This window comes from Mycobacterium sp. E2733, from assembly GCF_001667585.1.
In the GTDB taxonomy this organism is placed as follows: Bacteria; Actinomycetota; Actinomycetes; order Mycobacteriales; family Mycobacteriaceae; genus Mycobacterium.
In genome coordinates, this window is sequence record NZ_LZJZ01000047.1 from 1 (window position 1) to 12,907 (window position 12,907).

Annotated in this window: 13 protein-coding genes; 4 read left to right on the top strand and 9 right to left on the bottom strand. The window is 65.7% G+C overall.

What is annotated here, in order from left to right:
- The 3 genes from A5678_RS09655 to A5678_RS09665 all read right to left on the bottom strand — a co-directional run.
- Positions 1–200: phosphoribosylformylglycinamidine synthase subunit PurQ (locus tag A5678_RS09655; RefSeq protein ID WP_197502087.1), on the bottom strand; the 200-nt coding region annotated here is incomplete at its 3' end.
- Complete coding sequence (gene purS, locus A5678_RS09660) at positions 197–436, bottom strand: phosphoribosylformylglycinamidine synthase subunit PurS (RefSeq protein WP_066955000.1); 240 nt, start codon at positions 434–436, stop codon at positions 197–199. The genes purS and A5678_RS09655, both read right to left, overlap by 4 nt.
- Positions 437–496: 60 nt before the next feature.
- Positions 497–1,231 (bottom strand): ATPase, encoded by a 735-nt coding sequence (locus A5678_RS09665; protein WP_068041317.1) that lies wholly within the window; start codon positions 1,229–1,231, stop codon positions 497–499.
- On the opposite strand from A5678_RS09665, the gene A5678_RS09670 reads away from it, so the two are divergent.
- Positions 1,208–1,846 carry an MBL fold metallo-hydrolase gene (locus A5678_RS09670; protein ID WP_068041340.1) on the top strand — a complete coding sequence of 213 codons (639 nt, stop codon included), beginning with the start codon at positions 1,208–1,210 and terminating at the stop codon, positions 1,844–1,846. The genes A5678_RS09665 and A5678_RS09670 overlap by 24 nt on opposite strands.
- A gap of 70 nt (positions 1,847–1,916) precedes the next feature.
- On the opposite strand, the gene A5678_RS09675 is transcribed toward A5678_RS09670, so the two are convergent.
- A complete protein-coding gene (locus tag A5678_RS09675; protein ID WP_068041319.1) occupies positions 1,917–3,584 on the bottom strand; it encodes an FAD-binding dehydrogenase in 1,668 nt (555 codons plus the stop codon).
- 48 nt (positions 3,585–3,632) lie between these two features.
- Positions 3,633–4,337 (bottom strand): DUF2334 domain-containing protein, encoded by a 705-nt coding sequence (locus tag A5678_RS09680; RefSeq protein ID WP_068041322.1) that lies wholly within the window; start codon positions 4,335–4,337, stop codon positions 3,633–3,635.
- Positions 4,338–4,473: 136 nt separating this feature from the next.
- On the opposite strand from A5678_RS09680, the gene A5678_RS09685 reads away from it, so the two are divergent.
- Together A5678_RS09685 and A5678_RS09690 are read left to right on the top strand one after the other, a co-directional pair.
- Positions 4,474–6,093 (top strand): DHA2 family efflux MFS transporter permease subunit, encoded by a 1,620-nt coding sequence (locus tag A5678_RS09685; RefSeq protein ID WP_068041324.1) that lies wholly within the window; start codon positions 4,474–4,476, stop codon positions 6,091–6,093.
- A gap of 255 nt (positions 6,094–6,348) precedes the next feature.
- Complete coding sequence (locus A5678_RS09690; protein ID WP_068041327.1) at positions 6,349–7,971, top strand: DHA2 family efflux MFS transporter permease subunit; 1,623 nt, start codon at positions 6,349–6,351, stop codon at positions 7,969–7,971.
- An 11-nt stretch (positions 7,972–7,982) separates the two neighbouring features.
- Here A5678_RS09690 and A5678_RS09695 read toward each other — a convergent pair whose 3' ends face one another.
- Entirely contained in the window at positions 7,983–10,133 is a 2,151-nt protein-coding gene (locus A5678_RS09695) for a S9 family peptidase (protein WP_068041329.1), read from the bottom strand.
- The gene (locus A5678_RS09700; RefSeq protein ID WP_068041331.1) at positions 10,130–11,017 is read right to left on the bottom strand and encodes a phosphoribosylaminoimidazolesuccinocarboxamide synthase; all 888 of its coding nucleotides are present in this window, start codon (positions 11,015–11,017) and stop codon (positions 10,130–10,132) included. The genes A5678_RS09695 and A5678_RS09700 overlap by 4 nt, the downstream gene beginning before the upstream one ends.
- A gap of 64 nt (positions 11,018–11,081) precedes the next feature.
- Here A5678_RS09700 and A5678_RS09705 point away from each other — a divergent pair, with 64 nt between their 5' ends.
- A complete protein-coding gene (locus A5678_RS09705) occupies positions 11,082–11,702 on the top strand; it encodes a hypothetical protein (RefSeq protein WP_068041334.1) in 621 nt (206 codons plus the stop codon).
- On the opposite strand, the gene A5678_RS09710 is transcribed toward A5678_RS09705, so the two are convergent.
- Both A5678_RS09710 and A5678_RS09715 read right to left on the bottom strand, forming a co-directional pair.
- Positions 11,667–12,686: a tellurite resistance/C4-dicarboxylate transporter family protein gene (locus tag A5678_RS09710; protein WP_068041336.1), complete on the bottom strand. Its 1,020-nt coding sequence runs from the start codon at positions 12,684–12,686 to the stop codon at positions 11,667–11,669. The two genes, A5678_RS09705 and A5678_RS09710, sit on opposite strands and share 36 nt — an antisense overlap.
- On the bottom strand, positions 12,683–12,907 hold a 225-nt coding region (locus A5678_RS09715), incomplete at its 5' end, for a cytochrome P450 (protein ID WP_156746838.1). The genes A5678_RS09710 and A5678_RS09715, both read right to left, overlap by 4 nt.

Consider the following 12,907-nt stretch of genomic DNA (forward strand, 5'->3'; position numbering starts at 1 on the left):
GCGAACCTGGCGATTGCCCCCGCCCGCAGGTAGTCACCATAGGAGAAACCTCCGGGCACCACCACGGCGTCGACGCCCTTGAGATCGGCGTCGGCATGCCACAGGCTGACCGCCTCGGTGCCGACATGCCGTGCCGCCCGGGCGGCGTCGACGTCGTCCAGGGTCCCCGGAAAGGTGATGATGCCGATTCGTGCCGTCACTTGGTCTCCCGGCTGATCGTCCAGTCCTCGATCACGGTGTTCGCCAACAGCGTCTCCGCTATGTCGGCAAGCACCGAGTCGTCGACGGTGTCGTCCACCTCGAGTTCGAATCTCTTGCCCTGTCTGACATCTGAGATCCCCGGATGACCGAGTCGGCCCAGCGCACCGACAATCGCCTGACCCTGCGGGTCGAGAATCTCCGCTTTGGGCATCACATGAACGACTACCCGGCCCACCGGCGCTCCTCCTCAGGTTTGTTTCGCGCCAACTCTACCGGCGAAAGTGCAGCTCGACCGCTACGGGCACGAGGCAATGTAGGCCTCGCACAGGGGCGCGGTCATGGCGTTCAGCACCGGGTCGTCGGCCATTGCCGGCCAGGGGACCTGCGGCGCTCCCGACGACCAGAGCGTGAGCTCGCTGATCGTGCTGCTGGCCGGGTGAGCGAGCAGGTAGGTATGCACGACGACCGGACCGCTGATTACCGCGGCCATCCGGTTCGTTTCGTCGCTGGTGACCGATGGTGATTGCAACGGCGCCCGTTGCTGGCAGGAGCGCAGCGCGGCGACGGCGTTGCTGAACACCGACGCGGCGATGGCCCCGCCGCTGGCCGTATCGCCGCGCCAGTGCAGGATCTGCGCCTGCAACTGCCACTGCCCGTCCGGGTGAGCCACCGTGGCGCGCGCCACGACCGCCGAATCGCGAGGATCCCGCGGCACCGGCGGTGTGGCACACACCTCCTCGAAGCGGAATCGGGGGCCGGGCGCCGCGCCGGTCACCTGCGCAGCCAGGCCCGCCAGCGCGGGCCAGCCGTACACCGAATCCAGCGGCACGGCGTGGCGCTGGATCCACGCGGAGTCGGGGATCTGGTCGCACACGGGCGGACAGGCCTGCGGCTCGGCGTGTGCGGGCACGGCGACGACGAGGGCAACCGCGAGGCCGCCGACCACCACCATGGTCGCCAGGATCACCCGCATCGGCATCACCCCCGTCGGGGCACAATCGTAGTCATGCAGCTGACGCATTTCGGCCATTCCTGTCTACTCGCAGAATTCGACCACACCCGCTTGCTCTTCGATCCTGGAACGTTCGCGCACGGTTTTGAGGGCATAACGGGGTTATCGGCGATCCTGATCACCCATCAGCACCCCGACCACGTAGACGTCAACCGCCTGCCGGCGCTGCTCGAGGGCAACCCGGACGCCGCGCTCTACGCCGATCCGCAAACCACCACCCAGCTGGGCGCGCAGTGCCAGGCGGTGCACGTCGGTGACGAGCTGAGGATCGGTGAGCTGGCGGTTCGCGCCGTCGGCGGCAAACACGCCGTCATTCACCCTGAAATCCCTGTGATAGAGAACATTTCGTTCCTAGTGGGCGACGGCGATCATCGCGCCAAGCTGATGCATCCCGGTGATGCGTTGTTCGTACCCGACGAGCCGGTCGATGTATTGGCGACACCGGCGGCCGCCCCGTGGATGAAGATCGCCGAGGCCGTCGACTACCTGCGCGCGGTGGCGCCGGCGCGCGCGGTGCCCATCCACCAAGGGATCATCGCCCCGGATGCGCGAGGCATCTACTACGGCCGGCTCACCGAGATGACCACCACCGATTTCCAGGTGCTCCCCGAAGAGGACGCGGTCCAGTTCTAGCGCGAGCAGACGCAAAATCGCACGATCTCCGCCCCCTCAGTGCGATTTTGCGTCTGCTCGCCCAAGCGCGCTAAGCGATGTCGTCGGCGACGCCGCGGCCGGCGGCCCGGCCGGAAAAGATGCAACCACCCAGGAACGTGCCCTCCAGGGCGCGGTAGCCGTGCACGCCGCCCCCGCCGAAGCCGGCGACCTCGCCGGCGGCGTACAGCCCGTTCAGGGGTGTGCCGTCGGCTTTCAGCACGCGGGCAGCCAAATCGGTTTCGAGGCCGCCCAGCGTCTTTCGGGTCAGGATGTGCAGCTTGACCGCGATCATCGGGCCCGCCTTCGGATCCGTCAGCCGGTGCGGTGCCACCACCCGACCCAGCCGGTCGCCCAGGTAGCCGCGGGCAGCGCGGATGGCGGTGATCTGGCCGTCCTTGCTGAACTTGTTGGCCACCTCCCGGTCCCGAGCGGTCACCTCGCCCTCCACCGTGGCGTAGTCCAGCTGCGCCACATCGGGCAGCTTGTTCATCCCGGTGACCAACTCCCGCAACGAGTTTGCGCTGACGAAGTCCACTCCCCGGTCGACGAACGCCTGCACCGGCCCCGGCGGTCCGGAGCGCGCCCGGTTGCGCAGCAGCTCACGCAAGCTCTGCCCGGTCAGATCGGGATTCTGCTCCTGCCCGGAGAGTGCGAATTCCTTCTCTATGATTTTGGCGTTCAACACAAACCACGTGTAGTCGTACCCGGATTTGGTGATGTATTCCAGCGTGCCGAGGGTGTCGAAACCGGGATATAGCGGCACGGGCAACCGCTTACCGGTGGCGTCGAGCCACAGCGACGACGGGCCGGGAATGACGCGAATCCCGTGCAGCGGCCAGATCGGGTCATAGTTGGTGATGCCCTCGGTGTAGTGCCACATCCGGTCGGGGTTGATCACCCGCGCACCGGCCCGCTGGGAGATGCCGATCATCCTGCCGTCGACGTGTGCTGGCACGCCGCTGAGTAATTGCTCGGGAATGCGGCCCATCCGCTTGGGCCAATTCTTGCGCACCAGCTCGTGGTTGCCGCCGATGCCGCCGCTGGTGACGATCACCGCGGGAGCGCGGAACTCGAAGTGCCCCACGGGCGTTCGTGACGACGCCACGCCCCGCTGTGCGGCCGAGGGCTCCAGCACGGTGCCCCGGACGCCGGTCACCGCGCCGCCCTCGACGATCAACTCATCGACCTGGTGGCGGTGCGCGAAGCGCACTGTCGAGCGGTCCCGCAATTGCCGGGCGAAGATCTCGACTAGAGCGGGCCCGGTGCCCCAGGTGATGTGGAAGCGCGGCACCGAATTGCCGTGTCCCTGCGCGTCGTACCCGCCGCGTTCGGCCCAACCCACCAACGGGAAGAGCTTGAGCCCGCGGTCACGCAGCCAACGGCGCTTCTCTCCCGCGGCGAAATCGACGTAGGCGTGCGCCCATTGGCGTGGCCAGTAGTCCTCGGGCCGATCGAACGCCGCGGTACCGAGCCAGTCCTGTAGGGCGAGTTCGTGGCTGTCGCGGATCCCCAGACGGCGCTGCTCGGGGCTGTCGACGAAGAACAGGCCGCCGAACGACCAGAATGCCTGCCCACCCAGGTTGGCGCTGCTTTCCTGGTCGACGATCAGCACCCGGAGGCCCCGGTCAACCAATTCGCAGGCGGCCACCAACCCCGAGAGCCCCGCTCCCACGATGATGGCGTCGGCGCCGAACCCCGCGGCCGAAGAATCGCTCATGTCGGACCAGGGTAGTGCCCGCGCCAGGCGAGTTCAGGGGACGTTTGGTCAGGCCGCGTCGAGAATTGCCTTGTCGCGCCGCCAGCGGTAAACCGCGGGCGCGCAGCCGTGCATCAGCGCCAGATCGACTGCGTCCACCATCGCCTGCAGCGGGCCCGGTTTGCGCAGGTGACGAGCGGCGACGGCGACCCGCACCACTCCGCCGCGCCGGGCGATCCGCTCGGCGGACAGCACCACCATCCGGCACCACCACGGTTCGGTGAGAAAGCCTTCCCCGATGCCCAAAACCCGGGAGCGTACAGTGGTGTGCCGAACCAGGTCGGTGATGCCATGGAGGTCGGCGAGCAGTCGAAAACCGTTCTCCGGCAACGCTTTGACGACTCCTGGGGACACCACCCAGCCGGGTGCCGCGAACAGCCGCGTGCGTAGCCCGAGGTGCTCGAGCACCCGGTCGGCAGCCATCAGTCGCAGGTTGGCCTCATGTGCCCGAAGGATCGCGAACTCACTGCGGCGCTTCTTGGTGGCCGCGTCGTCATAGCCGTGCAGCACGATGGCATCGCCGCCGGACCGCCGGTCGGTCAACCATTCGACGGTGCGCGGGTCGTGGTCGAGTCGGTAGTCACCGCTGAGCCGCGGAGCCACCAATAGCGACACCGGCACGTTGCGGGCGTCCATTTGCGCGCAGAACGCCTCGACGTCAGTCAGGGTGCGTTCGCCAATCCCCGAGACGGAAACGATCAGTTTTCCAGCCACACCCGCAGTTTGACGATCTCAGGTGTCGGAATGGTGAAGGACACGCAGACGGCAGGCGTATATCGATACCGCAGGTCCCGCCGATCCACGCCGCGCAGCACGGGCCTGCGGGCTCCGGCGGCGGAATCGGTTCGATATGCTAAGCAACGCCATGGATCAGGCCCCGTACGCAGCGGCCGACACTCCGCTGCCCTACGTCCCCGCCCCGCAGCCGGGCGAGGGTGAGCGGAGCTATCCCGACAAGCTGGACGCCGGACTGTTGCGGATTTCCGGCGTGTGCATCCTGGCCACGGTGATGGCGATCGTGGACGTCACCGTTGTCAGCGTCGCGCAGCGCACCTTCATCGACCAATTTGCGTCCTCACAGGCCGTCGTCGCATGGACGATGACCGCCTACACGCTGGCGTTGGCGACCGTGATACCGATCACCGGGTGGGCGGCCGACCGGTTCGGCACCAAGCGACTCTTCCTGGGCTCCGTGCTGGCGTTCACGCTGGGCTCCTTACTGTGCGCGGTGGCCGCGAACATCTTGCAGCTCATCGTCTTTCGGGTGGCCCAAGGCATTGGCGGCGGCATGCTGTTGCCCCTGAGTTTCATGATCTTGACCCGCGAAGCGGGCCCTCGGCGGCTCGGTCGCCTGATGTCGATCCTGAGCATCCCGATGCTGCTCGCCCCGATCGGTGGCCCCATCCTGGGCGGCTGGCTCATCGGCACCTCCAGCTGGCGGTGGATCTTCCTGATCAACCTGCCGATCGGACTCATCACCATCGTGTTCGCGACCATCATCTTTCCCCGGGACCACCCGGCGCGGTCGGAAACCTTCGACCTCGTCGGCGTGCTGCTGCTGTCCCCGGGCCTGGCGACATTCCTGTTCGGCGTGTCATCGGTCCCGCATTGCGGGACGGTGGCCGACCGCCGCGTGCTGATACCGGCGACCATCGGCCTGGGGTTGATCGCCGGGTTCGTCGCACACGCATGGCGCCGTGCAGACCACCCCCTCATCGATCTGAGGTTGTTTCGCAACCCGGTGCTCACTCACGCCAATGTGACGATGGTCGTGTTCGCCACCGCCTTCTTCGGCGCCGGCCTGCTGCTGCCGAGTTACTTTCAGCAGGTGCTGCACCAGACGCCGATGCAGGCCGGCTTGCGCATGATCCCCCAGGGGCTCGGCGCCATGCTGACGATGCGGCTGACCGGGCCGTTGGTGGACCGCCAGGGGCCCGGCAAGATCGTGCTGGTCGGAATCGCGCTGATCACCGCCGGCCTGGGCACCTTCGCGGTCGGCGTCGCAAGGCAGGCCGACTACCTGCCGACGCTGCTGATCGGCTTGGCGATCATGGGCCTCGGCATGGGCTGCACCATGATGCCCCTGTCGGTCGCTGCGGTGCAGGCCCTGACCCCGCACCAGATCGCCCGGGGTACGACGCTGATGAGCGTCAGCCATCAAGTGGGCGGGTCGATGGGCACAGCGCTGATGTCGATGGTCCTGACCAATCAGTTCAATAGCAGTGACAACATCGTCGCCGCGAACAAGTTTGCGGCGTTACAGCAGGAAGCCGCCATCAGCGGGGTGCCTGTCGACCAGTCCGCACTACCGCGGCAGACGCTGGACGCCGGCTTTTGGAGCAACGTTATGCACGACCTTTCCCACGCCTATACGACGGTGTTCGTGATAGCGGTGGTGTTGGTGGTGTCCACCATCATTCCGGCGTCCTTTCTGCCGAAAAAGCCGGCGACCCAAACCGTCGGTGAGTAGCACAATTCGCTTTCCAGCAAATCGCACCACGACGAACGGGCGGCGTCGACGGCGGTCAACCACCACTACTGCGCCGTGCCCATTCTGCCGGTCACGTGCCCCCATGCGGGACGCCTTGAACGACCACAGAACGAGCTCGGTGCGCGACCGGGCTCGTTTGCGGGACGACGACCGAAAACGCCCTTATGCAGCGGATTAGCGGCGTCGACCGGGCCAAACGCCTAAAAGCGTCCGCTTGCGGGTACCGATATCGCTATGCTCGGCGACACAATGCAGAAGGCCTCTTCCGGCTTGTCCGACGCTCTGGTGTCCACCGCTGACACCGGGGAGTTGGACGACGCCGCCGCACGTGACTACCCCGACAAGCTTGATGCCGCGCTGCTCCGTATCGCCGGGGTTTGCGGGTTGGCCTGCATCATGGCGATTCTCGACAACACCGTCGTCGCCGTGGCGCAACGCACCTTCATCGATCAATTCGGGTCGACTCAGGCCATCGTCTCGTGGACGATGGCCGGCTACATGTTGGCGTTCGCGACTGTAATTCCGATAACCGGTTGGGCGGCCGATCGGTTCGGAACCAAACGACTCTTCATGGGCTCGATTCTCTCGTTCACCGTTGGCTCGCTGCTTTGCGCGCTAGCGCCAAACATATTGCTTCTCATCGTTTTCCGGGTCCTGCAAGGTATTGGCGGCGGCATGCTCTTGCCGCTGAGCTGGACGATCTTGACTCGCGAGGCGGGCCCGAAGCGGGTCGGCCGCCTGATGGCGGTCGGGGGAATTCCGATTCTGCTCGGGCCAATCGGTGGACCGATACTGGGCGGGTGGTTGATCGACGCCTACGGCTGGAAATGGATCTTCCTGGTCAATCTGCCGATTGGGCTGGTCACATTCGTCCTTGCCGCGATCCTGTTTACGAAAGACCGGCCGTCCCCCTCGGAAGCACTCGACGTTGTCGGGCTACTGCTGTTGTCCCCTGGAGTGGCGATATTTCTATGCGGGGTGTCGTCCATTCCCGGACGACACACGATTGCCAACCCTTACGTGTTGATACCGGCGGCCATCGGCCTGGCGCTCATCACCGCATTCGTACTCCACGCCCGTTACCGCACGGATCACCCGCTTATCGACCTTCGGCTGTTCAAGAACCCGGTGGTCACCGAGGTCAACGTGACGCTGCTGGTATTCGCCGCCGCCTCAGTCGGCGCCACGCTGCTCATACCTAGCTACTTCCAACTGGTATTGCATGAGACGCCCATGCAGGCGGGGCTGCACTTGGCGCCGGTGGGACTCGGCGCCCTGATAACCCTGCCGATCGCAGGGGTGTACATGGACAGATACGGCGCAGGCAAGATAGTGCTGCTTGGCCTCCCGGTAATGGCCATAGGCCTAGGCATCTTCACGTTGGGCGTGGCTAGGCAGGCGCCTTATTCGCCGATACTGCTCGCCGGTCTGATGATCACCGGCCTCGGTGTGGGTTGCACCACGACGCCGCTCTCGGCGGCGCTCATGCAGTCACTCGCCCCGCAACAGATCGCCCGGGGTACCACGCTGGTAAGCGTCAACCAGCAGCTGGGCGGCTCGATAGGAGCCGCCTTGATGGCAGTGGTCTTGACCAATCAGTTCACTACCGACGAAACCCTGGCCGCCGCCAGCAAAATGGCCTCCCTGCAGGAAGAAGCCGACAAACGCGGGCTGCCGATCGATCCGTCGGCAATCCCACGGCAGGCCCTCTCCCCGGATTTCGCCAGCCATGTGCTGCATAACCTCTCCCAGGTCTACACCCTGGTGTTTGTCCTGGCGGTTGCTCTGGTGGCGTTCACGATCATCCCTGCCGCATTTCTGCCGCGGAAGCCGGTAACCCCCCGCGACGTTTCGTGACCGACGGGGGTCTATCCCTCGACGTCGTCTTCCTGTCCGCAGCTGTCGCGGTGGCCTTGGGCGGCGGCTAACAGCCAGGCGTACTGGAATGCGGTTTCCTGCCACGCCTTGTAGCGACCACTGACTCCGCCGTGTCCGGCGTTCATCTGGGTCTTCAGCAAGATCGGGCTGCCGTTGAAGTTGGCGTGCCGCAACGCCGCAACCCACTTGGCGGGCTCGACGTAGTAGACCCTGGTGTCGTTCAGGGACGTCATCGCCAAAATGGCCGGATAATGCTTGGCCTCGACATTCTCGTACGGCGAATATGACTTCATGTAGGAGTAGACGTCTTTGTCCTGCAACGGGTTTCCCCACTCATCCCATTCGGTGACGGTCAGCGGCAGGGAGGGATCGAGGATGGTGGTCAGCGGGTCGACGAACGGGACCTGCGCCAGGATGCCGGCGAAGAGATCCGGCGCGAGGTTGGCGACCGCCCCCATCAGCAGGCCGCCCGCGCTGCCGCCCAGCGCCACCAGCTGATGCGGCCGGGTGACACCGGTGTCGATCAAGTGCCCTGCCACAGCGACGAAGTCGGTGAAGGTATTCTTCTTCTCCAACAGCTTGCCGTGCTCGTACCACGGTCGGCCCATCTCACCGCCACCGCGGACGTGGGCAATGGCGAAGACCATGCCGCGGTCGAGCAGTGACAGCCGAGCGATTGAGAAGCTGGGGTCGGTGCATATCTCGTATGCGCCGTAGCCGTAGAGCAAGGCCGGCGCCGGGAATTCGATACCCGCGCGGTGCACGATGGACACCGGTATCCGGGTCCCGTCGTCCGCGAGGGCCCAGTCGCGCCGCTCCACGTAGTCGTCGGTGCGGTAATCGCCCAGCACGGGTTGTTCGCGCAGCAAGGTTCGTTCCCCGGTGGCAAAGTCGATGTCGTATACCCGCGCCGGGGTGACCAGAGACCCCGCTCTGATGCGCAACTTCGGCGCATCCCAGTTCGGATTACCGGCGGGACCGGCCGACATCAGCTCGGAGTCGAACGTAATCTCCTCGGGCTCATCGTAATTCCCACCGGAATCGATGTGCCAAACCTGGAGCCGGGGCAACGCTTCGCGCCGGTAGCTGACCACCAGGTGGCTGGCGAAAGCATCTACACCGTCGAGTCGCACGTCGTCGCGGTGCGGGATCAGGGTGCGCTGCTGGGTCGGAGCGCTTACCGGGGCTTCGGTGAGCGTGAAGTTCACCGCGTCTTCGTTGTGCAGAATCAAGAACCGATCCTGCCCACCGACCACAGCGTGCTCGACGGCGTACTCGATGCCTTCGCGCCGTGGCAGCACGACCGTGAACGGTGCGCGCGGATCGGCGGCGTCGGCGTACCGGTACTCGGAGGTGATGGAGGAACCCGATGCGATCAACACGTAGGCCTCGCTCCGGGTGAGGCCCACGCCGAGCCAAAACCGTTCGTCGGCCTCGTGATACACCAACTCGGAGGACTCGCCGGAGCCCACCCGGTAGCGCCAGACCTTGTCGGGGCGATGGGCCGAATCCAGGGTCAGGTAGTACACCGTGCGGCTGTCGGCCGCCCAGGTCGCCCCCGCCCCGATGTCGGCGATCTCGTCGGAATATAGCTCGTCGGTGCGCAAATCCTTGAAGCGCAGCGTATAACGTTCGTCGCCGATGGTATCGACGGAATACGCCAGCAGATTCCCGTCCAGGCTGACGGTGGCGGCACCGAGCGCGAAGAATTCGTGGCCGTGCGCCTCGGCGTTCGAGTCGAGCAGGATCTGCTCACCGGGTATTTCGGTGTCCTCTTCCAAGGTCGGCGGATCCCAGTCATCGGGATCGCTCACCGGACAACGGCACTGGACGCGATACTGCTTTCCTTCGAAGGTGCGAGCGTAGTACCACCAGTCGCCCTGCCGGGTCGGAACCGACAGGTCGGTCTCCTTGGTACGCGCCTTGATCTCATCGAAGATCTTCTGCCGCAGAGGTTCGAGATCGGCCGTCATCTGATCGACATAGTCGTTTTCGGCCTCGAGGTAGGCGATGACTTCGGGATCCGACTTGTCGCGCAACCACTCGTAGGGGTCGATGAAGACGTCTCCGTGATGCTCGCGGCGGGTCTCCTGCCGCTTGGCGACGGGCGGCGCTTGCGCACCGGCGCGTGTTTCCGTCATGCGCCGATCCAATCGCCGAAACTCAGGCCGGAAATGCGTTCGTAGGCATCGATATAGCGGTCACGAGTGGCGTCGATGATGTGGTCGGGCAGCGGGGGCGGTGGTTGCGAGCCGTGGCGGTCCCAGCCCGACTCCGGACTGGTGAGCCAGTTACGGACGAATTGCTTGTCGAAGCTCGTCTGCACAACCCCGACCCGGTAATCCTCGGCCGGCCAGTATCGCGAGGAGTCCGGCGTGAAGATCTCGTCGGCCAGCAGCAGATTGCCATCACGATCGGTGCCGAACTCAAACTTCGTGTCGGCGATGATGATTCCCCTCGTCAAGGCGTGATCGGCCGCCTGAACATAGATCTGCAGCGTGCGGTCGCGCAGTTGGTTGGCATAAACTCCGCCCACCAACTCGATCACCCTGCCGAACGAGATGTTCTCATCGTGGTCGCCCAGCGCGGCTTTAGTGGCCGGGGTGAACAGCGGTTCGGAGAACTTGCTGGCCTCGACGAGGCCGGGCGGCAGGGTGATGCCGCAGACCTTCCCGGTCGCCTGATAGTCCAGCAATCCCGACCCGGTGAGGTAACCGCGCGCCACACACTCCACCGGCAGCATCTCCAGCCGCCGCACCGCCAGGGCCCGGCCCAGGACCTCCTCGGGGATGCGTGGGTCATCCGGTGGCCCGGCCAGGTGGTTGGGGGCGTCGACCAGACCGAAGAAGAAGACGCTCATCGCGGTGAGGATGCGGCCCTTGTCCGGGATCGTGCTGTCGAGGACGTAGTCGTACGCCGAGATCCGGTCAGTCGCGACCAGCAGCAGATGTTCCTCGTCGACGCGATAGATCTCGCGGACCTTGCCGCTGGCCAGGTGCCGGTAGTCGGACAGTGCAGGGCGCATCGGGTCAGCCTATCGGGCACCCGGGAGGGGGCCATGTGTCGGGAGCTGTGCTGGGATCGAGACTATGACCCCGCGGTTTTTGCCCTACTCCACCAGACCCGGCCGGCTGCTGGCCCAGCTGCTCAGCGACTTCGCCGTGATCCTGTGGACCGCTATCTGGCTGCTCGTCGGCCTGGCGGTCTACGACGCGGTGTCGACGATCGCCGAAGCCGGCCGGCAAGTCGAAAGCGGCGCCCATGGCATCGCCGGCAATCTGACGTCGGCCGGCCGCGACGCCCAGCACATCCCTTTGGTGGGGGACGCGGTCAGTCAGCCGCTGAACTCCGCCGGCCAGGCGGCGCTCGACCTTGCCGGCGCGGGCCACGACCTGGACTCCACGGCCAGCTGGCTTGCGGTCCTGCTGGCCATGGCCATCGCCGCCGTCCCGATCCTCGTGGCGGACGTGCCGTGGCTTCTGCTGCGGCTGCGGTTCTTTCGACGCAAATTGACGGTCACCGCGCTGGCCGCGACCCCGGCCGGCGAGCAACTCCTTGCCTTGCGGGCATTGACGAACAGACCGCCTGGAAAGCTCACCGCGGTCAGCTCGGATCCGGTGGGTGGGTGGCGCCGGGAGGATCCGTCCACCATCCGGGCCCTGGCCGCCCTCGAATTACGCGCGGCCGGCATCTCGATTGGCAGGCTGTAGCAGCGCGCGGCCGAGGCGCAACAGCCCGGCGACGACGACAACGAGCCACGCCGCCAACGCATCCCAAAAGAAGACGAGCGAAACCGTCAGCAATGACCGCTGGCCGATCTCGACCGCCATGGCGTAGCTGGCCGCTGAATACATGCCCAGCGGGAAGACGAATGCCCACCACACGCCGGCGAAGTGCAACATGTTGGGGCGCCGTCTGATCCGGTGCAGGCTGAAGTAGATCAGTGGCGGTATCCACAGGCTGGCGATCACCCACGTCACGACGGTGACGAGGCGCACCGGACCCGCCAGCCAGAACGGGGCCAAGGGGTGGATGTTGTCGCCGGCCAGCGTCGCAATCGCCATGCCGCCCATCAGGATCCAGGTGTCCGGCTCGAATCCGTCCCGGTCCTGTCGCTCGTTGACGACCCGCCACAGGATCAGCCAGGCCATCAGGCCGTAAATGAGGATGGCCGCCACCCACACGGCCACGGCTGCCGTCAGCCACCAATGATGACCGGTGTGGTACGCCGCCCGGGCGATCACGATCGCTAGCCCGGAGCTTCCCACGCTACCCAGTTCCCACGCGCCGTGGGCGTGGTCGCGCAGCGACAAGAGGGGGCGCGCCAACATATTCCGCGCGGTGAGGCCGGTCAGCACCAGCCAGGACGAAAGCCCAACCGCGCCGAGCACCCGCAGCACCCACACATTGGACGACAAACGGGTGTCGATCACCGCGGACGCGGCGACGAAGGTGAACAACCGAAGGGTGACATCGGGATCCGCCAGATCCCAGCGCAACCTTTGCCGGCTGCCGACGGTTGTCGTGATCACCAGGGCCGCCAAGAACACCAGGCCGACGGTGGCGACGACGCCCAGGGCATCACTGATCCAGCTGTAACCGTGGTTGTGCGCAGCAATCGACAGAACTCCGGTCGCCATCACCGCGGCGAAGACGTCCGGCGTCGGCTCGACCTCGGCGCGTCGGATCGTCACCGCTCCTCGAGGAGTTCCACAACCAGGTGCCGGATCCCGGTATGCCGATTACTGCGGGCCCATTCAATCGGCCGCACCACCCGCACGCCACCGAACCGGGAGAACAGCTCCTCGTAGAGCACGCGCAGTTCCAACCGGGCCAAATTGGCGCCCAGGCAATAATGAACGCCTTGACCGAACCCCAAGTGCGGGTTGGGCTTTCGAGCGATGTCAAAAGTATC